The organism is Achromobacter seleniivolatilans, from assembly GCF_030864005.1.
GTDB lineage: Bacteria > Pseudomonadota > Gammaproteobacteria > Burkholderiales > Burkholderiaceae_B > Achromobacter > Achromobacter seleniivolatilans.
In genome coordinates, this window is record NZ_CP132976.1 from 3,798,423 (window position 1) to 3,818,892 (window position 20,470).

The window sequence follows — 20,470 nt, forward strand, 5'->3', positions numbered from 1 at the left end:
CAAAATGAGCAAGAAAGATGTCCTGGAAGAATGCGTGCGCGCCAGCCTGGAGCGCTATTTCGACGACTTGGGTGAATCCGAGCCCCACGATATGTGGGACATGGTGATGCGCTGTGTAGAGCGCCCCGTGCTCGAAGTAGCGCTGGAACGGTCGGGCGGCAACCAGTCGCGGGCATCGGAAATGCTGGGCATCACTCGCAACACCTTGCGCAAGAAGTTGCTCGCGCACAATATCCAGGTATAGCTTTTGTCGCGTGGGCGGCCCGGATTCGGCGCCGCCCGCCCCTATTTCAGATTTCCCATCCTGACCTGAACGAGAAAGGCTTCGCGCCTGACTCCCGTCCCCCACCATGAAAATCGAAACCGCCCTGCTTTCGGTGTCCGACAAGACCGGCATCGTTGAATTTGCCCGCGCGCTGGCCGCGCGTGGCGTGCGTCTGCTGTCGACTGGCGGCACCGCCAAGTTGCTGGCCGACTCCGGCCTGACCGTCACCGAAGTGGCTGCCCACACCGGTTCGCCGGAAATTCTGGATGGCCGCGTCAAGACGCTGCACCCGAAAATTCACGGCGGCCTGCTGGCCCGCCGTGACAGCGCCGAACACATGGACACGATCAAGGCGGCCGGTATCGATCGTATCGACATGCTGGTGGTCAACCTGTATCCGTTCCGTGAAACTGTCGCCAAGCCGGACTGCACGTTCGCTGACGCCGTGGAAAACATCGACATCGGCGGCCCGGCCATGCTGCGCGCCGCTGCCAAGAACCACGGCACCGAAGCTGGCGGCGTGACGGTTGTGATCGACCCGGTCGATTATTCCCGCGTGCTGACGGAAATGGACAAGGGCGGCAGCACCTCGTACGGCCTGCGCCTGGCGCTGGCCTCCAAGGTCTATGCGCACACGGCTGCCTATGATGGCGCCATCGCTGCCTATCTGACCAGCCTGACCGAAGCCGAGCCCGCGCAGGAAGCCGTGCCGGCCCGCACCGAATGGCCGGGCACCCTGACCGTGCAGGTCAAGCAGCAACAGGCGCTGCGCTACGGCGAAAACCCGCACCAGACCGCCGCCTTCTACGTCGACTCGCAACGTTCGGCCGGCCTGTTGGGCAACTATCGCCAGTTGCAGGGCAAGGAACTGTCCTACAACAACATCGCCGACGCCGACGCCGCATGGGAATGCGCGCGCAGCTTCGACGTGCCGGCGTGTGTCATCGTCAAGCATGCCAACCCCTGCGGCGTTGCCGTAGCGGCCGACACGCTGGGCGCGTATCAGCAAGCCTTCAAGACCGATCCCACGTCGGCGTTTGGCGGCATCATCGCCTTCAACCGTCCGGTGGACGCCGCTACGGCCGAAGCCGTGAGCTCGCAGTTCCTGGAAGTGCTGCTGGCCCCGGCCTATGACGGCGCCGCGCTGGCCATCCTGGCAGCCAAGAAGAACGTGCGCGTGCTGGAAGTGCCGCAGGGCACGGGCCAGAACGCCTTTGACATCAAGCGCGTGGGCGGCGGCTGGCTGGTGCAAAGCCCGGACGCCTACAACGTGCCGCGTGATGCGCTCAAGGTGGTCAGCAAGCGCCAGCCGACCGAGCAGGAAATGAACGACCTGACGTTCGCCTGGAAGGTCGCCAAGTACGTCAAGTCCAACGCCATCGTGTTCGTGGGCGGCGGCATGACTCTCGGTGTGGGCGCCGGCCAGATGAGCCGTATCGACTCGGCCCGCATTGCGTCCATCAAGGCGGAAAACGCTGGACTGACGCTCAAGGGTTCGGCAGTGGCGTCGGATGCGTTCTTCCCGTTCCGCGACGGTCTGGACGTGGTGGTGGCTGCGGGCGCGACCTGCGTCATCCAGCCGGGCGGCAGCATGCGCGACGATGAAGTCATTGCAGCGGCCGACGAGCATGGCATCGCCATGGTGCTGACCGGCACCCGTCACTTCCGTCACTGATGCGCGTCCTCGGCATTGATCCTGGTTTGCGCCGCACCGGCTTTGGTGTGATCGATGTCGACGGCCCGCGGCTGCGGTATGTGGCCAGCGGGACCATTGTGGTCCCGCCGGCCCTTACCCTGGCCGAACGCTTGAAGGTCATTCTGGACAATCTGCGCCAGGTGGCCCGCGACACGCAACCCGACGTGGCCGCGCTGGAAATCATCTTTTTGAATACCAATCCCGCGTCCACCCTGCTCTTGGGTCAGGCGCGCGGCGCGGCGTTGTGCGCACTGGCCGACAGTTCTCTGGCGGTGCACGAGTACACCGCCTTGCAGATCAAAAAGGCCGTGGTGGGCACCGGACGCGCTGCCAAGGAGCAGGTGCAGATGATGGTGCAGCACCTGCTGGCACTGGACGGAAAACCTGCCGCCGACTCGGCCGATGCGCTGGCTTGCGCCATCTGCCATGCCCATGTCGGCCCGATGCAGGAAAAACTGGAACGCCTGGGCACCTCGCTGCGCATGAGCGGCAAGACGCGGATACGCAACGGCCGCCTGATCGGCTGATCGCTTTCTTCGCGCATTCCGAGCGGCATCGCGCCGCATTGCCGTCCCACGCCCCGATGCTGCCCCTGCCCGTATAGAATCCCCGGATTCGCCGCGCAATCAGCGGCTTCACCATTACCAGGCCTTCATCACCATGATCGGACGCATTACCGGAACCCTGATCGAAAAACTGCCGCCCACCATCTGTGTGGACGTGGGCGGTCTGGGCTATGACATCGACGTGCCCATGAGCACGCTGTATTCGCTGCCGGAAACGGGCGCCCGCGTCACGTTGTATACGCACCTGACGGTGCGCGAGGACGCTCACATTCTGTATGGCTTTGCGTCTGCCAGCGAACGCAGCACGTTTCGCGCGCTGATCAAGGTCAGCGGCATCGGCGCCCGCACCGCCTTGTCGGTGCTGTCGGGTCTGTCGGTGGCGGATCTGGCCCAGGCCATTACCTTGCAAGAATCCGGCCGCCTGACGCGCGTTCCGGGCATCGGCAAGAAAACCGCCGAACGCCTGCTGCTGGAAATGCGCGGCAAGCTGGGCGCGGATATTGGCGCGTCCTCACACGCCACGCCCGATAACCAGTCCGACATTCTGAACGCGCTGCTGGCGCTGGGATACTCCGACAAGGAATCGTTGTCGGCGCTGAAGACCTTGCCGGAAGGCGTAGGCGTGTCCGACGGCATCAAGCAGGCGCTGAAGGCGCTGGTGCGCTAGTCCATTCGCCCCAGGCATGGAACCCCACCGTTGCTTGAGGGGTTTTGCGCGATGACATCCTGCGCCAAACCCATCACAAGTAGCGGGGGGCGACGGCTTCCAAGCCCGTTGGAACCACGTGAAGCTCCGGCGCGATAGGCCCCGTGCAGATGTTGTCGCGGCGCAGGGAATCCAGATTGTCGCGCGACATCAGGGGTTCGCCGGGCATGCATTCGAACAGCCGGGCCTGCATGCGCCCGACGCCCATCGGCATGTTGATTACCGGACGAGGGTGGCCGCTCCATGCGGCGCAGAGCCGCGCAATTTCGCCCAGCGTGTAGATCTGCGGTCCGCCCAGCTCATACGTCTTGCCGCAAGTGTGTGAGTTGCCCAATGCGGACACCATGGCGGACACCACGTCGCCCACATAGACCGGCTGCATGCGCACGTGCGCGCCCGCCAGCGGCAGCACGGGCAGCCAGCGTGCCAGAGTGGCGAACATATTGGTGAATTTGTCGTCAGGTCCGAAGATGACGGAGGGCCGGAAGATGGTCCACCCGCCTTCGTTGCCGGCATGAAATTCGTTCTGGATGGCGGCCTCGCCATCACCCTTGGAGCGCTGGTACATGCTGTCGCCCTTGGAGTCTGCGCCCAAGGCGCTCACGTGCAACAGACGGCGGACGCCATGCCGCCGGCACGCCTGCGCGATACGCTGCGGCAGGTGCACGTGGGCACGCGCAAAATCTGAACCATACGGCTGACCGGAGTTGCCGTGCAGGATGCCCACCAGATTGACGACCACGTCGCACCCCTGCACCAGGCGGTCCAGCGCGGCGTCATCGTGGATGTCGGTCTGGATCAGGGTGACCGTGGGAAAAACTTGCAGTTCACTGCCCCGCGCCAAGAGGCGGGTAGGTACGATGAACTGGTGCAGATCGCCGGACAACCGGGCGATAAGATGACGGCCGATAAAGCCAGTGCCGCCGATGACAAGGATACGCATGTAGCAGCCCCTGTTCGTCAGGATTCAATCCCGATAATGCCTTGCGCTGACAACTACCGCAAGCGCGCATCTGCGGTCCGCTGTCTTATGCGACTTGCGGACCGCAGATTGAAGATCAAGACGCCAGCAGCTTGCCGTAGGCCGGAAGATCGACATTACCGCCGCTGATAATGACGCCAACCCGCGCGCCACGCACCGGCACCACGTTCTGCATGACTGCCGCGGCTCCCAGGCAACCCGTGGGTTCGACCACCATCTTCATGCGTTCGGCGAAGAACTTCATGGTGGTGATCAATTGCGCGTCAGTCACGGTGACGATGTCGCGCACATACTTCTGGATGAGCGGAAAGGTCAGGTTGCCCAGATGGGTCGTGGCAGCGCCATCGGCCAACGTTTTGGGGGCTGGAATTCGGACGATTTCACCCTTACGCAACGATTGCTGGCCATCATTGCCGGCTTCCGGCTCGACGCCGTAGACCAGACAACGCGGACTGAGCGCAAATGCCGACAAGGCGGAGCCGGACAACAGCCCCCCGCCGCCCAAGCAGACGAACAGGTAGTCCAGTTCGCCAACTTCCTCAAACAACTCTTTGGCCGCCGTGCCTTGGCCTGTGATCACGTCTTCGTGATCGTAGGGTGGAATCAGCGTAGCGCCGGTTTCCGCGTGAATACGCTGGGCAATGACTTCGCGGTCTTCGGTATAGCGGTCATAGGTGACGATCTTGCCGCCGTAACCTTCTGTGGCGGCGCGTTTGGCCGCAGGCGCGTCCAGCGGCATGATGATGGTGGCCTGCACGCCTTGCAGCTTGGACGCCAGCGCAATGGCTTGCGCGTGATTGCCCGATGAAAAAGTCACCACACCGGCAGCGCGCTGTTCGGGCGTCAGACGCGCAATGGCGTTGTAGCCGCCCCGGAATTTGAACGCGCCCATGCGCTGAAAATTCTCGCACTTGAAGAAAACCGATGCGCCGCTGATGGCATCGGCCGTCGTAGAGGTCAAGACGGGCGTGCGATGGGCGTTGCCGGCCAAGCGCTCGCTGGCGCGGACGACATCATCATAAGTAGGCAAGTCAGGCAGCATGGGAATCCGGTCCTTTGATCGCGGGGAGGTCGAAACCCTGGGATCATAAACCCGCCGCGCAGTTTGCGCGCCCCCGCTGATGGCGGACTTGCCTGATTACTTGCAGAAGAGATCGGCGCTTGCGCCCGTTGTGCCGGCAGGCGGGGTCAGGCCGAGATGACGCCAAGTGGTCTGCGTAGCGGTCCGGCCGCGCGGCGTGCGTTGCAGGTAGCCGTGCTGAATCAGGTAGGGTTCGATCACGTCTTCGATGGTGTCGCGCTCTTCGCCAATAGCAGCGGCCAAGCTGTCCACGCCTACGGGTCCGCCATCGAATTTGTGGATGATGGCCTCGAGCAGCTTGCGGTCCATCAGGTCCAGCCCTTGCGGGTCGACTTCCAGCATGGCCAGCGCACGGCCAGCAACGTCTGCATCAATAGTGCCGCTGGCCTTGACTTCGGCATAGTCACGCACGCGGCGCAGCAGGCGGTTGGCGATACGCGGCGTGCCACGGGCGCGGCGCGCGATTTCGCCCGCGCCGTCCGGTGTGATGGCGGCGTGGAGCAGGCCGGCGCTACGCGTCACGATGTGGCCCAGGTCGGTGGCGTTGTAGAACTCCAGCCGCGACACGATGCCAAAACGATCACGCAGCGGATTGGTCAGCATGCCTGCACGTGTGGTGGCGCCCACCAAAGTGAAGGGTTGCAGGTCCAGCTTTACGCTGCGCGCGGCCGGGCCTTCACCGATCAGGATGTCGATCTGAAAATCTTCCAGCGCCGGGTACAGAATTTCCTCGACCACGGGCGACAGGCGATGGATTTCGTCAATGAACAGGACGTCGTTCTTTTCCAGGTTGGTCAGCAAGGCGGCCAGATCGCCCGGGCGTTCCAGCACGGGACCCGACGTCTGACGCAGTTGCACCCCCATCTCGTGCGCAATGATGTGCGCCAGTGTGGTCTTGCCCAGGCCGGGGGGGCCAAACAACAGAACGTGATCCAGAGACTCACCCCGGTTTCTGGCGGCGGCAATGAAGATTTCCAGCTGTTCACGGGCACGCTGCTGGCCGACGTATTCGCCCAGCGCCTTGGGCCGCAGGGCGCGTTCAATCGATTCTTCATTGGGCGATACCGGCTGCGGCGCCACAATGCGCGGGGCGTCGGGACGGGAAGACAGGGAATCGGACTGAATGGCCATGGTGCGGATACGACAAAAGACGAAGCAGGATGCATCGTACCGTAAGGGGGGCCCGCCGAGGGGCGCCCGGCTAGGGGGGCCCGCCGAGGGGGACCTATCCAGGCGACCCCGCCCAACAAGCCTTGCCCAATACAGCCCCTGCCCCTAAGCCGTCTCAGACAGCGGAAGCTTTACTCGCACCCGCAAGCCGCCAGACTCCGCTTGAAGCAGCTCCAGCGATCCGCCATGGGCGCGGGCAATGGCTTCCGCCAGGGCCAGCCCCAGCCCCACGCTGCCCGTGCGCGTGCGTGCATCGTCCAGCCGGCTGAAGGGCCGCAGGGCCTCCTGACGGCGTTCGGGCACGATGCCGGGGCCGTGATCCGCCACATCCAGAACGGCGTAGCGGTCTTCCCGGCGCAAATTTACCTCCACCGGGGGCGCCCCATGATTCAGGGCGTTTCCAATCAGGTTGTCCAGCAAACGGCCCAGCGCCACGGCATCCGCCTGCACCACCATCGTGGTGTCGTCTTCGGCCGCGGTCAGGTGGATATCGGTGCCCGCGCCCTGCCAAGCGCCGACCCGCTCGGTCAGCCAGTCGGACAACAACATGGGGGCATATCGGTAGGCTGCAGGGTCCGTGCCGCGCACAAAGCCGATGAACTGGTCCACCATGTGCTGCATGTCCTGCAGATCGGTACGCAGCCCTTCCTTCAGCTTGGAATCGTCAGCCATCTCGATACGCAGCCACATGCGCGACAACGGCCCTTTCAGATCGTGCGGCAGTCCCGACAGCAACGTGCGGCGCACCGAATCCGATTCCGCCAAAGCATCCAGCATGGCGTTGAAGCGCTCGCCCAGAGCCCGGGTTTCGTGCGGGCCAGAGGGTTCGACACGTTGTGGTTGTCCGGCGGCCAGGCGGTCGGCCGCGTCGGCCAACCGGGTAATGGGACGCGTGATATGCCAGGAAAACCCAACTGCCAACAACAGCAAGAGCCCCAACCCGCCGAGCCAGGCGGCGATGAACGGCGTCGCCACGGGCGGATCAAGGCGGTCCAGCGGAATCACCAGCCACTCACGCAGACGCGGCGCGTCTTCGCTGGCGGAATTGGGCGCCAGCGAGATGAATATTTCTGGCGCGGGGCCACGCGACAGCGCCACCCGGGTGCCGTCGTTCAAGCGCTCATTCAGCTGCTGCACCAGCACCCGCAGGTCGCGGCGGATGTCATCCGGCTCAGGCTTATAGCGGCGTATGTGCTCTTCGCGCGCCCGATCGGTATCGCGTTCTTCGGCGGTACGCTGATCGTCACGCATTCCGTCGGCGCCATGGTCGTCGCCTCGCACTTCTGGCGGTGGCGGCGGCGGGCCGGGGAGATCGCCCGGCCGGGCATCCGATGGCGGGGGAGGAGGCGGGCGTTGTGCCGCGCGTGGCGGAGGCGGAGGACGGCGGCCATTGAACCGCTGCAACTTCGCTTCAGCCGGCAGCACGCGCGACCATAGGCGCCATTGGTTCTGCGAGGCAGAGCGCACGAAATCGGCGCGATCTTCGGCAGGTATCTGGGACACCGCGGCGCGCAGGGTGCGGATGGTGGTGACGATATAACCGATCCCCACATCTTCCATGAATTTGTGCCGGAAATACGAGACCGTGACCAAAGTAGCCGCCTGGGTCAGCAGAACGGAACCCAAGATCAGCAGGATCAGTCGCGCCCGTAACGACCGCGGCACCAGAAAACCAGCGGAAAAACGCATCAGGGGGAAAACCGGTAACCGATGCCCCAGACGGTCTGTATCCAGCGCGGCTGTTTGGGATCGTCTTCAATGACGCGGCGCAGGCGCAGAATGGCGATGTCGATGGCGCGATCGTTGCGTTCGCCGGCGTCGTCATCGCGCGCCAGCGCCAGCAGGCGTTCGCGGGACAGCGGCTTGCCGGCGTTGCGCACCAACGCTTCCAGCAGATTGATTTCGCCGCCTGTCAGTTTGACGACAGTGCCTTCGCGAGACAGCTGGCGCGTGGAGGGATCAAACAGGAAGGGCCCGAACGTGACCGGGGCATCTTTGGTCAGCGCGGAGGGGCCGCGCTTGCGGCGCAGCACGGCCTCGATGCGGGCCAGCAGCTCGCGCGGGTCGAAGGGCTTGCCCACGTAATCGTCCGCGCCGGCTTCCAAACCGATGATGCGGTCTACGGCTTCATCGCGGGCGGTCAGCAAGATAACGGGAATGTCTTCGCCCTGTTCTCGCAGGCGGCGGCAGGCATCGGCGCCATCGCCGCCCGGCAGCATGCGGTCAAGCACGAGCAGATCCGGGGCGTAACGAGTGATGCGGGACGACAAATCGGTGGCGTCCGGCGCCAGCAAGGTGTCGTAGCCATGCCGATTCAGGTAGTCGGCCAGCAGTTGGCGCAGGGCAGGATCGTCGTCTACGACCAGCAGCTTGGTGTGGGAATTGTCCATGGCTGTCATAGTGCGGCGCGGCGCGTCCCGCCGCAAGAGGCAAGAAATCAACTGAAATACACCTGTTGCACGATGATGCCTGTCATTTCCTACGGTTTTGGTACCCGCTGTCTGCGGAGTGGGGACAGGCCCTAAAATATCAACCGATTTTGCCGCTCGTCCGGTTTACTAAAAATCGTTTACAGCTACGTCGGCGTCCCCTATATACACTGGTTTCTATGGTCGCCCCCGCTAACTGGCGCAAACGGCTGTTGCATACGGCGCTCGTGGCAGGCATAAGCAGCCCGCTTGCCCCCGCTCTTGCCGACACACCGATTTCGCCCCTAAATTCTGCCTCTCCGCCTTCGGGCGGAGCGGTACGCATGGCGCGCGGTATCGGTGTGCTTTCCCCGGTGCAACCGCTACCGGTGCGCCCTGCCCCCTCTATCGAATCCCGCGCCGTGCCGCTGGACCCCGCCCCCTGCGATCTGCAAGCGGCGGAACCGGCTATCGATACCAGCTTGCAGGGCACAGAGAACAGCGCGGCGGATTTGATCCCGGGCACAGGCGTAGCCTTGTCCGGGTCTGCGGATTCTGCGCCTTTGGGCTGCGAGCAGGCGGCAAGCCAGGCTGAAGAGCCCGCGCCTGACTACGATTTTGCACTGGAAAACGGTGACCTGCCCCGCGTTCCCGTCGTGGTGATATCCGGCGTGTCCCGCCCAACCCGGCCCTGGTTTGCTTCCGTCAGTGGCCAGGACGGCTTGCGCTACGGCGGCAGCCGCAACTGGGTCTATCGCAATACCGCTGGCCCGTCTGTGTCCATCGGCAATATCACGGCCAACGCCCCAACCTGGGGCAGCAGCGCGCCCGTGGGCGGATTGCAGATATCAAACTGGGCAGGTTCCGGCGCGACCGTGCCAGAAGGCAGCTTTGGCTATTCGTCGTCGCTGGGCAAGCTCAACAATATGGACCCCGCGGCCAACTCGGGCGCCGTGGACTATGGCGCGTCAGTGGGCAGCGGGGCCGTGCGTTATGGCCTGACACCGGCCCTGACGCTGGAAGGGCAGATGCAGAGCGCGCCGTCCCTCACCACGCGGGGCATGGGTACCACCTATGCAGCCGGCGACTACGGCACCTTCCAGGCTGGCGCCACACAAAGCTCGTTTGATGCGGCCAATGCCTGGCGTTATCGCATTGGCTATAACGTCGATGTGGCCGACACCGTGAACCTGGGCTACACCAATGAGCAGATTGGGGCGGGCTTTGGAGATTTATCGACCTATTCGGGCGGCGTCGCGTCCGTGCCGCAAACTCGCAACACACTGACTGCCGGCGTGCCCATCACGGGCTGGGGCACCCTTAGCGGCACCTATTCCGGGCTGCATGAGGGTTCGACCCTGGCCGAGCAGCGGGTCGGCCTGACGCACAGCATGTTTGTGGCGCCCAAGGTGAAACTGGCGGTGGGTGCGGACCGGGACATCATCTCGGGCAATTACGAGTGGCGCGCCAACCTGAGCATGCCGGTCGATACGTTCATGCGGGGCACCTGGTTCAGCTGGTAGCGGGACCGTCATACGGACAGAAATATCCCGCCAAAAGGGGACCTGGGGATTTGCGGCTTAAAATCCCCGCCATGATGCTTCCGGCCTACCCCCATGTCTGACGCGCGCGCCCTCGGCGTATTGCAGCGCGTTTTCGGTTACGAATCCTTCCGCGGCGACCAGCAAGCCATTGTCGAACAGGTGATCGACGGCGGCGACGCGCTGGTCCTCATGCCCACTGGCGGCGGCAAATCGCTGTGCTATCAGATTCCGTCACTGGTCCGGGAAGGCACCGGCATCGTCGTGTCGCCGCTGATTGCGCTGATGCAGGACCAGGTAGACGCGCTGACCGAACTTGGCGTACGCGCGGCATTCCTGAACTCCACGCAAGACTGGCGCGTGGCCCGCGACGTCGAACAGGCGTTCCTGGCGGGCGAGCTGGACTTGCTGTATGTCGCCCCCGAACGCCTGCTGACCGACCGCTGCCTGCAACTGCTGGAGCGCGGCCGCATTGCCCTGTTCGCCATTGATGAAGCGCATTGCGTATCCCAATGGGGTCACGACTTCCGCCCGGAGTATCTGGGCCTGTCCATGTTGCACGAGCGCTGGCCGGATGTGCCGCGCATTGCGCTGACGGCCACAGCCACGGCTGACACACGCACCGAAATCGCCCAGCGGCTGTCGCTGGACGACGCGCGTCACTTCGTGTCCAGCTTCGACCGCCCCAACATCCGCTACCGCATCATCGAAAAGAACGAAGTGCGCAAGCAGTTGCTGGAGATGATCCGCACTGAACACGATGGCGAATCCGGCGTGGTGTACGGCCTGTCGCGCGCCCGTGTCGAAGAAACCGCTGAATTCCTGTGCAATCAAGGCATCGACGCCATGCCGTACCACGCGGGACTCAGCCCGCAGGTGCGTGCCGCCAACCAGTCCCGCTTCTTGCGGGAAGATGGCGTGGTCATGGTGGCCACCATTGCCTTTGGCATGGGCATCGACAAGCCCGATGTGCGCTTTGTCGCCCACATCGACCTGCCCAAGTCCGTTGAAGGTTATTACCAGGAAACCGGCCGCGCCGGCCGCGACGGGCAGCCCGCCACGGCCTGGCTGGCCTATGGCCTGCAAGACGTGGTGCAGCAACGCCGCATGATCGACGAGTCTCCCGGAGACGAATCCTACCGCCGCCGCCTTGGCCAGCAGTTGGACGCCATGCTGGGGCTGTGTGAAACCGTGGAATGCCGCCGCGTGCGCCTGCTGGCTTATTTCGGCCAGCAGATCACGGCTTGCGGCAACTGCGATGTCTGTCTGGAACCGCCGCAAGCCTGGGACGGCACCGTGGCCGCGCAAAAAGTGCTGTCGGCCGTCTACCGCTTGTGGAAAGAACGCGGCCAGCGTTACGGCGCGGGCCACATCATCGACATTCTGCGCGGCAAGGTCACAGACCGCACCAAACAGCATGGCCATGAAACGCTGAGCGTGTTTGGCGTGGGTGAAGATCTGAGCGATACCGCCTGGCGCGGCGTGTTGCGCCAATTGCTGGCGCAGGGCCTGCTGACGGTGGACAACGAAGGGTTCGGCACCCTGGCGTTAACCGAAGGCAGCCGGGCCGTGCTCAAGGGCGAACGGCAATTGATGCTGCGCAGGGAATCCGAAAAGAAAACACGCGCGGGCAAGACCAGCAGCGGCCGCCCCAAACCGGCCGCCATCGACCTGCCCTCCGAATTGCAGCCTGTGTTCGAAGCGCTGCGCGCGTGGCGCGGCGAAGTCGCCAAGAGCCATGGGGTGCCGGCCTACGTCATCTTCCATGACGCGACGCTGCGCGAAATCGCGCTGGCCCAGCCAGATTCGATGGATGCGTTAAGCCACATCAGCGGCGTGGGCGCACGCAAGCTGGAAGCCTACGGCGAAGAAATCCTGCAACGCGTCGCCAGACCGGTACTGTAGGTACACCATCCCACGGCCGCCGCGCCGTCAAGGCATTACGCCGAAGGCGGCGGCAGTAGCGGCACGGGGGCGCGTTCTTTTCCGAAGACGGACCGGTATGCCAGGATGTTGAACACCAGCACCACGGGGATACCCACGACGGCTCCGGCCAGCACCAGGCGCATCGAACTCAGCGCGCCTGCGCCATCCCACAAGGTCATGTCGTCCAGAATCAAGTAGGGGAACAGGCTGTAGGCCAGTCCGCTCAACATCAGCAGAAACAAGGCCACACACAGCACGAACGGCAGCCAGCTGAAGCGGTCCGCCTTGCCCGGCAAGCGGGCAAGCACCATTTCAGCGGCAACAAAACCCGCCAGCATCAAGACCCAGACCGTAGCGGCCAGGCTCAGGTGCGCGATGTTGCTCCATTTGTAGAAGATACCGGCATTGGCCAGCCCCAGCGTCACGGCAATCGCCACCATGCCCACGGCCGTCCAGCGGATGGCGTGGCGGGCCCAGTTGGCGGCGCGGCGTTGCAGATCGCCATCGACCCGCATCACCAGCCACGATGCGCCCAGCAGCACGTAGGCGGCCACCGCGCACAAGCCCACGAACATAGCGAACCAGCCATAGCCCGCGTCGGATTGGTAGCCGGTTGCAATCCGCCCCAGCAACATGCCTTGGCCGAAGGCGGTGATGATTGATCCGGCCCAGAACGCGAATATCCAGCGCGGCTTCATTTCGTTGCGCGCGCGAATGCGGAATTCAAACGACACGCTGCGCAGCACGACGCCCAGCACCATGAAGGTCAGCGGGCCGTAAAGCTTGCCCAGCACCGCTCCCCAGGCAAACGGAAAGGCCGCCGCAAACAAGCCCATGCCCAAGAGCAGCCAGAATTCGTTCGCGTCGCGCCAGGGACTTAAGAGCGACATCATGCGGCCGCGTTCGTGCTCAGGCGCCAGCTGCAACAGAATACCCACGCCCAAGTCAAAGCCATCCAGCACCATGCCCGCGGCGATCACCACGAACAGCAGGCCCATGAACGCCAGCGGCATCCAGAAGGAAGGATCATCGGGACTCAGCCCTTGCGAGGCCGCCAACATGGCGATCATGGCGTACCCCCGCCCAGTTTGCGCACGGGCACGACACCGTACCGGGCCGCGTGAAACAGCATGCCGGCAAACGCGGCCAGCAACAACGCATACAACACGCCGTAGCCGAGCAGCCCGTACAGCAAAGTGCTGGAAGCCGTGGGACCCAGCACCTCGGATTGCGTGATGGTGCCGTTCACCGCAAACGGCTGCAGGCCAATGATGGACACCCACCAGCTCGCCACCACGGCGATACCGCCCGAGAACATCATGCTGCACAGCATGCGATGCCACCATTTCGGCAGCGTCGACAAATCCAGCCCGCGCCGGAAGGTGCGCAGGAATGTGATGCACGCCACCACCAGCATCAACAGGCCCAGCCCCACCGCCACACGCAGCGACCAGAAGGTCAGCGCTACCGGCGGCAGCATGCCCGAGTACTTGTCCAGGCCTTGATAGGTGCCGTCCGGATTGCGATGCAGCCACATGCCCCCGGCGTTGCGGAAGGTCAGATCATTCACGTTGGTATGGGCGCGAGCGTCTGGCCAGCCGAAAAGCACCAACTGCGGTTCAGCGCCGCTTTCCCAAAAGCCCGCCGCAGCGGCGGCCTTGGCCGGTTGCAGCTTGGCCATCATCTGGCCAGCGCCAGTTGCGACAGGCACCTGCAGAAAAGCCGCCACCACGGCAATCACCAGCGCGGTCTTGAAGGAATTGCGTTCGCCATCGCCCAGCGGGCGGCGCAGCGCCTGCAAGGCGGTGACGCCCATCATCAGAAACGAAGCGGCCAGAGCCGCGCCAACGGCCACCACGGCCATCCGCCAGCCCACTGACGGGTTCAGCACCACGGCCACCCAGTCATAGACCTGATAGCGCCCATCGACCAGCACGGCGCCGTCCGGGGTCTGCATCCAGGACTGCAAAGCCAGCACCCAGAACACCGCCACCAACTGGCCCACGGCTACCATCAGCACCGCCAGCGTATGCGCGCCGTCGGACACCCGGCGCTGGCCGAACAGCATGACGCCCAGAAAACACGATTTCAGGATGAAGACCGACAGGATGCCGTAGCCCAGCAACGGGCCGGCCACATTGCCGATCTTGTCCATCAGCCCGGACCACAGGCTGCCCAACTGGATCAGGACCGGCACGCTGGCTGCCAGGGTCAGCACGAAAGCCAGCGCAAAGATGCGCACCCAGAAGCGGTAAGCCGCCGTCCAGCCGCTGCGGCCCGACCAGCGCGCGCGTATCTTGAAAAACAGCAGAATCCAGGCAAGCGCCAGGGAAACGGCCAGAAAAAGCGCCAGAAAGCTCAGGCTGGCCACGAACTGCGCACGGGCCAGAGATAGAGTGGAGATATCCATAATGGCCCGTAGTGTAGAGCCAGTTACAAGGCTGTGGGGGCAGTTTGAAACCGGTTGCAGGGGCTCGGAAAAGGCCTCGCCTGCGGAACGTGGCAAAATTGACGCTTTGTCGCCGCTTTTTCCTATTCTTTCAAGAATGACCACCGCCACGACGCCGACCCCAGCCGCATCCAATTTCCTGCTAAACATCGTCCAGGACGACCTTGAAGCCAACCGCTTCCAGGGCAAACGTTGGGCGGGCAAGCCTGGCCCGGCCGCCGTGCAACAGCAGGGGGAGCCGGACCCGGCCCGTATCCGCACCCGCTTCCCGCCGGAACCCAACGGTTACCTGCACATTGGTCACGCCAAGAGCATTTGCGTGAACTTTGGCCTGGCGCGCGATTTCGGCGGTGTCTGTCACCTGCGCTTTGACGACACCAACCCCGAGAAAGAAGACCAGGAATACGTCGACGCCATCATCGAGGCCGTACGCTGGCTGGGTTTTGACTGGAAAGCCGCCAATGGCCAGGAAAACCTGTATTTCGCCAGTGATTACTTTGGCTACATGTACGAGTTCGCCGAGGCGCTGGTGGAAGCTGGCCACGCCTACGTTGACGAGCAAAGCCCTGACGAGATCCGCGCCAACCGCGGCACCTTGACCGAACCCGGCAACGACTCGCCCTGGCGCAACCGCCCGGCGGCTGAGTCGATCACGCTGCTGCGCGAAATGCGCGACGGCAAGCACCCGGACGGCAGCCTGGTGCTGCGAGCGAAGATCAACATGGCTTCGCCCAACATCAATTTGCGCGACCCGGTCATGTACCGCGTTCGCCATGCCACTCACCACCGCACGGGCAACCAATGGTGCATCTACCCGATGTACAGCTGGGCGCACCCCGTGGAAGACGCGCTGGAAGGCATCACGCACAGCGTCTGCACGCTTGAATTCGAAGACCAGCGCCCGTTCTACGATTGGATACTGACGCGCCTGGCCGAACTGGGCAAGCTGGCTCAACCGTTGCCCCATCAGTATGAATTCGCCCGCCTGAACCTGAGCTATATCGTGACCAGCAAGCGCAAGCTGCTGCAACTGGTGCGCGAAGGCCACGTCGACGGCTGGGACGATCCCCGCATGCCGACGATCTTCGGTCTGCGCCGCCGCGGCTACACGCCGGCCTCGATCCGCCTGTTCTGCGACCGCACCGCCGTGTCCAAGTCCGATTCGCGCATCGACTACAGCCTGCTGGAACAAGCCGTGCGCGACGATCTGGACCCGATCGCCGACCGCTCGGTTGCTGTGCTGGACCCGATCAAGCTGGTGATCACCAATTACCCGGAAGGCCAGACCGAAGCCTGCACCGCGCCGCGTAATCCGCACAACCCGGAAGCCGGCGTGCGCGAATTCCCGCTGTCGCGCGAGCTCTGGATTGAGCGCGACGACTTCCGCGAGGAAGCGCCCAAGAAATATTTCCGCCTGTTCCCCGGCAACACCGTGCGCCTGAAGTACGGTTATGTCGTGCGCTGCACAGGGTTCACCAAGAACGACGCAGGCGAAGTGGTTGAAGTGCAGGCCGAGTACCTGCCGGATACCAAGAGCGGCACGCCGGGCGCCGACAGCGTCAAGGTGAAGGGCAATATCACCTGGGTCAGCGCCGCCCACGCGATACCCGCCCAGATCCACCTGTACGACCGCCTGTTCGCTGATGCGCGGCCGGATGGCGGCGACAAGGACTTCCTGACCTGCCTGAACCCGAACTCCAAGCAGACCGTCACGGCCTGGCTGGAACCGGGCACTGTCGCCACGCCGGGCGCCGCATGGCAGTTCGAACGCCTGGGTTATTTCACGGCTGACCTGAAAGAATCCACCGCAGACGCCCCAGTGCTGAACCGCACCGTGACCCTGCGCGATTCGTGGACACAGGGCTGACCGGCTCTGGCTACGCGAGAAAAGCGCCCTTGGGCGCTTTTTTTGTGCCCGTACGGTGAACAGCGCGCCATCCGCTGCGAAGACGGGGCGGACACACCTGGTGATCAAGGTCTTGCAACCGGGCTGGGCGGGTTATCATCCCCGACAATCCGCAGCCGGTTGAACGCGCGTCCTCCAGACCCGCGAGCCGCCAGCCTATATCAAGATGAATACTGAATCCCTAGCCCTGGACTTCAAAAGCGCCACCCTGTATGCCATCCGGGTGGTTCTGCACAGCGCCGACCCTGAACGCCTGAACGCCGCGCTCGCCAAGCGCATGGCGGACGCCGGCAGCTTCTTCGAGAACGAGCCCGTCGTCATCGACGCCAGCCGTGTGGACGAGAAGATCGATTGGGCGGCGCTGGTCGCCGCCTTGCGCGAACACAATCTGCCCCCCATCGGCGTCGTGGCCGAAGGCGCCAACCTGGAGGCCGCACGCGCGGCAGGCTTGACGCCGGTTGAGCTGTCCACGCCCGCCGCACGGCCCGTCCCCGTGGTCGACACGGCCCCGCCGAATGATGTGTCGACACCCGTGCCCTCGGTGCCTGCAGCGGCGGTTGAAACCGCGTTGGCCCCGACCGACACATCGGCAGCCGATGCGGAAACCGAAAAGCCAGTTACGGCCAAGGCCGGCGCGGCCGCAAGCAAGACCGAGCCGATGCCAGCGCGCGAAGCCAGCAGCACCACGTCGGCGCCCAGCCCGACGCAAGCTGCTCCGCACTCCTCTTCAGCGCTGGTCATTACCAAGCCGTTGCGTTCGGGCCAGCGCGTCTACGCGCGCCACACGGATCTGGTCGTGATCGGCATGGTCAGCCAAGGGGCGGAAGTCATCGCCGACGGCAACATCCATATTTACGGCCCCTTGCGCGGCAAGGCCATGGCCGGTGCGCGCGGCGATACGTCCGCACGCATTTTCACCACGCATCTGGACGCCGAATTGCTGGCGGTTGCCGGGGTGTACCGGGTGGTGGAAGACAAGCTGGACCGCAGCTTGCAGAATCAGGCCGCATTGGTCCGCCTGGATGGCGACACTTTGCGGATCGAGGCCCTGAAGGCCTGAAAAACCTGGGCGGCGTCTACTAGCGCCGCGCACGTCTCAACACATTATGTAAGAAGCCTTACAAGGGCTTTTTGCTTTACGATAACGCGATTTATTCGAACATAAGGGTTTGATCGTCATGACACGCATTGTTGTGGTGACTTCCGGCAAAGGCGGCGTGGGTAAAACCACGACGAGCGCCAGTTTTTCCGCGGGCCTCGCGATGCGGGGCCACAAGACCGCTGTCATCGACTTCGATGTCGGCCTGCGCAATCTCGACCTCATCATGGGCTGCGAGCGTCGCGTGGTGTACGACTTCGTCAATGTGATCCAGGGCGAAGCCACCCTCAACCAGGCGCTGATCAAGGACAAGCAGCTTGAAAACCTGTTCATCCTGCCCGCCTCGCAAACGCGCGATAAAGACGCGCTGACGCAGGAAGGCGTGGAGAAGGTCATCAATGACCTGAAGGAAATGGGTTTCGAATACATCATCTGCGACTCGCCCGCCGGTATCGAAACGGGCGCGCTGATGGCAGCCTACTTCGCCGACGACGCGTTGGTCGTGACCAACCCGGAAGTGTCCTCCGTGCGCGACTCGGACCGCATCCTGGGCATCCTGGCCGCCAAGTCCAAGCGTGCCGTGGACGGCGCCGAGCCGGTCAAGGAATTCCTGCTGCTCACGCGCTACAACCCCAAGCGCGTGGTCGAAGGCGAAATGCTGTCGCTGGGCGATATCGAAGACATCCTGCGCATCAAGCTGATCGGCGTCATCCCCGAGTCGGAAGCTGTGCTGCAAGCGTCCAACCAAGGCCTGCCGGCCATTCACCTGAAAGAGACCGACGTTTCCGAGGCCTACAAGGACGTCGTGGCCCGTTACCTTGGCGAAGACAAGGCCCTGCGCTTTACCGATTACGAAAAGCCCGGTTTCCTGAAACGCCTGTTCGGAGGCAAGTAAGCAATGTCCTTCCTGTCGTTTCTGCTTGGTCAAAAGAAATCTTCCGCCTCCGTTGCCAAAGAACGGTTGCAGATCATCCTGGCCCACGAGCGGGGCCGCGGCGACTCGCCCGACTACCTGCCGCAGTTGCAGCAGGAACTTATCGCCGTCATTTCAAAGTACGTGAAGATCAACCCCGAAGACATCAAGGTGCACCTGGAACGTCAGGACACGCTGGAAGTGTTGGAAGTGAAGATCGAAATGCCGCAAAACGAAGCGCCCTGATCTCGTCAATCGCGCTGGCGCGCCAGCGCGATTGACTTGCGCTTGACGATAAAAAAACGCCTGGCGATGCCAGGCGTTTGCTTTTGACGATGCGGCTCAGCGTTTGCCGACCTGATCGCCGATCACCCCACCGATCGCTGCTCCGCCCACCGTACCCAGAATCCCGCCGTTAGTGATCACGGCGCCAGCGACACCGCCCAACGCGGCGCCACCCACGGTGCTCTTTTGGCGATGGCTCATGCCGTCCCAGGAAGAGCAGCCGGCCATGGCGGCGGTCATTACAAGTGCAATACAGATTTTGGAAAGCGATGCGATTTTCATGGTGAGACTCCTATTCTTGTACCCGGGGCCGCACCAATGGACTTGATGCGAGCGAGCGGTCCCCATATGGGTTTAGAGCTTTCAGGATCTCAAAATATTCATGCTGGGGGTGTTAGGTTTACCCAGGAATTGTGTCAAACGGAGAGTGAATCTTTTCATCTCCCCGGGACAATGTTGCAGGCGGCCGCCGCTATTTGACCAGACGTAACACGTCGCGGAATCGCTGGTGCTCGCAAGTCTCCATCCATTCAAATATTGCCATCTCGGACGTCACGATCTCTGCACCATGCGCACGCGCGCGACGCAATGCCGCGTGATGATCAGACGGTTTGCGTGAACCTGCCGCATCCGACACCAGCACCGCGTTGTAGCCCATGTCCGCCAGGCCAATAACGGTTTGCAGCACGCAGATGTGGGCCTCGCAGCCCGCCACCAGAATGGTTTTGCGCGCGGCCGGCAGCCACGCTTCAAAACCGGGTTCGCGAGCGGACGAGAAATGCATCTTCTGGAACGTGGACTGCACGATCTCGCGCAGCGGCTCCACGGTAACGCCAAGCATCTTGCTGTGATGTTCGGTGGCGATGACGGGCACATCCAGCAGGCGGGCCGCCTGCGCGAGTTTGTGGGCGGTATTCAACACGGCTTCGCCATCGTGAATGACGGGCATCAACCTGCCCTGCATATCGACGATGAGAAAGGTGGAATCGGAGGCGTGCAGCAGCATGAGGAAATCTCCGGCAATCCTGCGGATGGAAATAGTCGAGAGCGAGGGGCGCAAACCCTTCGCTGCAAACTTAATGATATAGCGGCGGCTCAACGTAAATGCAGCGCCTCGTCATGGCGAACCCTGGCTATTTGCGGCAGCTGCTTCAGCGTACCCGGTGATCAATCCAGATCGACGTATCAACCAGGATCATTGGCGGTCTCCGTTTGCCGCCTGGGAGTCAGCGTCAATGGAAACGAACTGCCGCCCTGCTTCGCCAGCCGCTTGGCGGCCTCTTTTCGCACCAGAGTGATCAGCGCTTGCTGCACCAGTGTCGATACCTCTTGGATACCGGTGTAGGCGCGCGCCTTTTCAAGCAAGTCATCGTCCAGCGTCACAGTCGTCCGCATGTTTGCCTCGCAACAGAAGATGAATCAAAAAACACCTCTTTTCATACATCTGCTGATTCTCACAGCCCAAAAAAAATCCCGG

At 63.2% G+C, this 20,470-nt stretch carries 20 protein-coding genes; 10 read left to right on the plus strand and 10 right to left on the minus strand.

Annotation, left to right across the window (positions count from 1 at the left end; genetic code table 11):
* The first annotated feature begins 4 nt into the window (after positions 1-4).
* The 4 genes from RAS12_RS17115 (at position 5) to ruvA (ending at position 3,194) form a co-directional block, all read left to right on the plus strand.
* Entirely contained in the window at positions 5-244 is a 240-nt protein-coding gene (locus RAS12_RS17115) for a helix-turn-helix domain-containing protein (protein WP_306937395.1), read from the plus strand.
* A gap of 106 nt (positions 245-350) precedes the next feature.
* Positions 351-1,940, plus strand: coding sequence for a bifunctional phosphoribosylaminoimidazolecarboxamide formyltransferase/IMP cyclohydrolase (gene purH, locus RAS12_RS17120; RefSeq protein ID WP_306937397.1), 1,590 nt, complete (start codon positions 351-353; stop codon positions 1,938-1,940).
* Positions 1,940-2,488 (plus strand): crossover junction endodeoxyribonuclease RuvC, encoded by a 549-nt coding sequence (gene ruvC, locus RAS12_RS17125; protein ID WP_306937398.1) that lies wholly within the window; start codon positions 1,940-1,942, stop codon positions 2,486-2,488. Before purH ends, ruvC begins: the two co-directional genes overlap by 1 nt.
* A gap of 133 nt (positions 2,489-2,621) precedes the next feature.
* Positions 2,622-3,194, plus strand: coding sequence for a Holliday junction branch migration protein RuvA (gene ruvA, locus RAS12_RS17130; RefSeq protein ID WP_306937400.1), 573 nt, complete (start codon positions 2,622-2,624; stop codon positions 3,192-3,194).
* A 73-nt stretch (positions 3,195-3,267) separates the two neighbouring features.
* Here ruvA and RAS12_RS17135 read toward each other — a convergent pair whose 3' ends face one another.
* The 5 genes from RAS12_RS17135 to RAS12_RS17155 form a co-directional block, all read right to left on the minus strand.
* Positions 3,268-4,176 carry a complex I NDUFA9 subunit family protein gene (locus RAS12_RS17135; protein WP_306937402.1) on the minus strand — a complete coding sequence of 303 codons (909 nt, stop codon included), beginning with the start codon at positions 4,174-4,176 and terminating at the stop codon, positions 3,268-3,270.
* Between the two features lie 115 nt (positions 4,177-4,291).
* Positions 4,292-5,257 carry a threo-3-hydroxy-L-aspartate ammonia-lyase gene (locus tag RAS12_RS17140; RefSeq protein WP_306937404.1) on the minus strand — a complete coding sequence of 322 codons (966 nt, stop codon included), beginning with the start codon at positions 5,255-5,257 and terminating at the stop codon, positions 4,292-4,294.
* A gap of 96 nt (positions 5,258-5,353) precedes the next feature.
* The gene (gene ruvB / locus RAS12_RS17145; RefSeq protein WP_306937406.1) at positions 5,354-6,427 is read right to left on the minus strand and encodes a Holliday junction branch migration DNA helicase RuvB; all 1,074 of its coding nucleotides are present in this window, start codon (positions 6,425-6,427) and stop codon (positions 5,354-5,356) included.
* A 144-nt stretch (positions 6,428-6,571) separates the two neighbouring features.
* On the minus strand, positions 6,572-8,155 hold the full coding sequence (locus RAS12_RS17150) for a sensor histidine kinase (RefSeq protein ID WP_306937408.1): 1,584 nt from the start codon (positions 8,153-8,155) through the stop codon (positions 6,572-6,574).
* Positions 8,155-8,856: a response regulator gene (locus tag RAS12_RS17155; RefSeq protein ID WP_306937409.1), complete on the minus strand. Its 702-nt coding sequence runs from the start codon at positions 8,854-8,856 to the stop codon at positions 8,155-8,157. The genes RAS12_RS17150 and RAS12_RS17155 overlap by 1 nt, the downstream gene beginning before the upstream one ends.
* A 251-nt stretch (positions 8,857-9,107) precedes the next feature.
* Between RAS12_RS17155 and RAS12_RS17160 the strand changes: the two genes are divergently transcribed.
* Together RAS12_RS17160 and recQ are read left to right on the plus strand one after the other, a co-directional pair.
* The gene (locus RAS12_RS17160; protein WP_371321306.1) at positions 9,108-10,397 is read left to right on the plus strand and encodes a fimbrial protein; all 1,290 of its coding nucleotides are present in this window, start codon (positions 9,108-9,110) and stop codon (positions 10,395-10,397) included.
* Positions 10,398-10,490: 93 nt separating this feature from the next.
* Complete coding sequence (gene recQ, locus RAS12_RS17165) at positions 10,491-12,320, plus strand: DNA helicase RecQ (protein WP_306937411.1); 1,830 nt, start codon at positions 10,491-10,493, stop codon at positions 12,318-12,320.
* A gap of 35 nt (positions 12,321-12,355) precedes the next feature.
* Here recQ and RAS12_RS17170 read toward each other — a convergent pair whose 3' ends face one another.
* Positions 12,356-13,411 (minus strand): cytochrome d ubiquinol oxidase subunit II, encoded by a 1,056-nt coding sequence (locus RAS12_RS17170; RefSeq protein WP_306937412.1) that lies wholly within the window; start codon positions 13,409-13,411, stop codon positions 12,356-12,358.
* Positions 13,408-14,751, minus strand: a complete 1,344-nt coding sequence (locus RAS12_RS17175) for a cytochrome ubiquinol oxidase subunit I (RefSeq protein ID WP_306937414.1) — start codon at positions 14,749-14,751, stop codon at positions 13,408-13,410. The genes RAS12_RS17170 and RAS12_RS17175 overlap by 4 nt, the downstream gene beginning before the upstream one ends.
* 136 nt (positions 14,752-14,887) lie before the next feature.
* Here RAS12_RS17175 and RAS12_RS17180 point away from each other — a divergent pair, with 136 nt between their 5' ends.
* The 4 genes from RAS12_RS17180 (at position 14,888) to minE (ending at position 18,954) form a co-directional block, all read left to right on the plus strand.
* Positions 14,888-16,657, plus strand: a complete 1,770-nt coding sequence (locus tag RAS12_RS17180; protein WP_306937416.1) for a glutamine--tRNA ligase/YqeY domain fusion protein — start codon at positions 14,888-14,890, stop codon at positions 16,655-16,657.
* Between the two features lie 205 nt (positions 16,658-16,862).
* Positions 16,863-17,756: a septum site-determining protein MinC gene (minC, locus tag RAS12_RS17185; protein ID WP_306937417.1), complete on the plus strand. Its 894-nt coding sequence runs from the start codon at positions 16,863-16,865 to the stop codon at positions 17,754-17,756.
* A 118-nt stretch (positions 17,757-17,874) separates the two neighbouring features.
* Positions 17,875-18,690 (plus strand): septum site-determining protein MinD, encoded by an 816-nt coding sequence (minD, locus tag RAS12_RS17190; protein WP_306937420.1) that lies wholly within the window; start codon positions 17,875-17,877, stop codon positions 18,688-18,690.
* A 3-nt stretch (positions 18,691-18,693) separates the two neighbouring features.
* Positions 18,694-18,954, plus strand: coding sequence for a cell division topological specificity factor MinE (minE, locus tag RAS12_RS17195; RefSeq protein ID WP_006226437.1), 261 nt, complete (start codon positions 18,694-18,696; stop codon positions 18,952-18,954).
* Between the two features lie 96 nt (positions 18,955-19,050).
* On the opposite strand, the gene RAS12_RS17200 is transcribed toward minE, so the two are convergent.
* From RAS12_RS17200 to RAS12_RS17210, 3 genes are all read right to left on the minus strand, one after another.
* Positions 19,051-19,275 (minus strand): YMGG-like glycine zipper-containing protein, encoded by a 225-nt coding sequence (locus tag RAS12_RS17200; RefSeq protein ID WP_306937423.1) that lies wholly within the window; start codon positions 19,273-19,275, stop codon positions 19,051-19,053.
* Between the two features lie 190 nt (positions 19,276-19,465).
* Positions 19,466-19,999 carry an isochorismatase family protein gene (locus RAS12_RS17205; protein ID WP_306937425.1) on the minus strand — a complete coding sequence of 178 codons (534 nt, stop codon included), beginning with the start codon at positions 19,997-19,999 and terminating at the stop codon, positions 19,466-19,468.
* Positions 20,000-20,178: 179 nt separating this feature from the next.
* The gene (locus RAS12_RS17210; RefSeq protein WP_306937427.1) at positions 20,179-20,388 is read right to left on the minus strand and encodes a type II toxin-antitoxin system VapB family antitoxin; all 210 of its coding nucleotides are present in this window, start codon (positions 20,386-20,388) and stop codon (positions 20,179-20,181) included.
* Positions 20,389-20,470 lie beyond the last annotated feature (82 nt).

What these genes read in the sequence shown, in the direction of transcription:
- RAS12_RS17115 (WP_306937395.1), top strand. Translation starts at nt 5, where the DNA reads ATGAGCAAGAAAGATGTCCTGGAAGAATGCGTGCGCGCCAGCCTGGAG.
- purH (WP_306937397.1), top strand. Translation starts at nt 351, where the DNA reads ATGAAAATCGAAACCGCCCTGCTTTCGGTGTCCGACAAGACCGGCATC.
- ruvC (WP_306937398.1), top strand. Translation starts at nt 1,940, where the DNA reads ATGCGCGTCCTCGGCATTGATCCTGGTTTGCGCCGCACCGGCTTTGGT.
- ruvA (WP_306937400.1), top strand. Translation starts at nt 2,622, where the DNA reads ATGATCGGACGCATTACCGGAACCCTGATCGAAAAACTGCCGCCCACC.
- RAS12_RS17135 (WP_306937402.1), bottom strand. Translation starts at nt 4,176, where the DNA reads ATGCGTATCCTTGTCATCGGCGGCACTGGCTTTATCGGCCGTCATCTT.
- RAS12_RS17140 (WP_306937404.1), bottom strand. Translation starts at nt 5,257, where the DNA reads ATGCTGCCTGACTTGCCTACTTATGATGATGTCGTCCGCGCCAGCGAG.
- ruvB (WP_306937406.1), bottom strand. Translation starts at nt 6,427, where the DNA reads ATGGCCATTCAGTCCGATTCCCTGTCTTCCCGTCCCGACGCCCCGCGC.
- RAS12_RS17150 (WP_306937408.1), bottom strand. Translation starts at nt 8,155, where the DNA reads ATGCGTTTTTCCGCTGGTTTTCTGGTGCCGCGGTCGTTACGGGCGCGA.
- RAS12_RS17155 (WP_306937409.1), bottom strand. Translation starts at nt 8,856, where the DNA reads ATGGACAATTCCCACACCAAGCTGCTGGTCGTAGACGACGATCCTGCC.
- recQ (WP_306937411.1), top strand. Translation starts at nt 10,491, where the DNA reads ATGTCTGACGCGCGCGCCCTCGGCGTATTGCAGCGCGTTTTCGGTTAC.
- RAS12_RS17170 (WP_306937412.1), bottom strand. Translation starts at nt 13,411, where the DNA reads ATGATCGCCATGTTGGCGGCCTCGCAAGGGCTGAGTCCCGATGATCCT.
- RAS12_RS17175 (WP_306937414.1), bottom strand. Translation starts at nt 14,751, where the DNA reads ATGGATATCTCCACTCTATCTCTGGCCCGTGCGCAGTTCGTGGCCAGC.
- RAS12_RS17180 (WP_306937416.1), top strand. Translation starts at nt 14,888, where the DNA reads ATGACCACCGCCACGACGCCGACCCCAGCCGCATCCAATTTCCTGCTA.
- minC (WP_306937417.1), top strand. Translation starts at nt 16,863, where the DNA reads ATGAATACTGAATCCCTAGCCCTGGACTTCAAAAGCGCCACCCTGTAT.
- minD (WP_306937420.1), top strand. Translation starts at nt 17,875, where the DNA reads ATGACACGCATTGTTGTGGTGACTTCCGGCAAAGGCGGCGTGGGTAAA.
- minE (WP_006226437.1), top strand. Translation starts at nt 18,694, where the DNA reads ATGTCCTTCCTGTCGTTTCTGCTTGGTCAAAAGAAATCTTCCGCCTCC.
- RAS12_RS17200 (WP_306937423.1), bottom strand. Translation starts at nt 19,275, where the DNA reads ATGAAAATCGCATCGCTTTCCAAAATCTGTATTGCACTTGTAATGACC.
- RAS12_RS17205 (WP_306937425.1), bottom strand. Translation starts at nt 19,999, where the DNA reads ATGCTGCTGCACGCCTCCGATTCCACCTTTCTCATCGTCGATATGCAG.
- RAS12_RS17210 (WP_306937427.1), bottom strand. Translation starts at nt 20,388, where the DNA reads ATGCGGACGACTGTGACGCTGGACGATGACTTGCTTGAAAAGGCGCGC.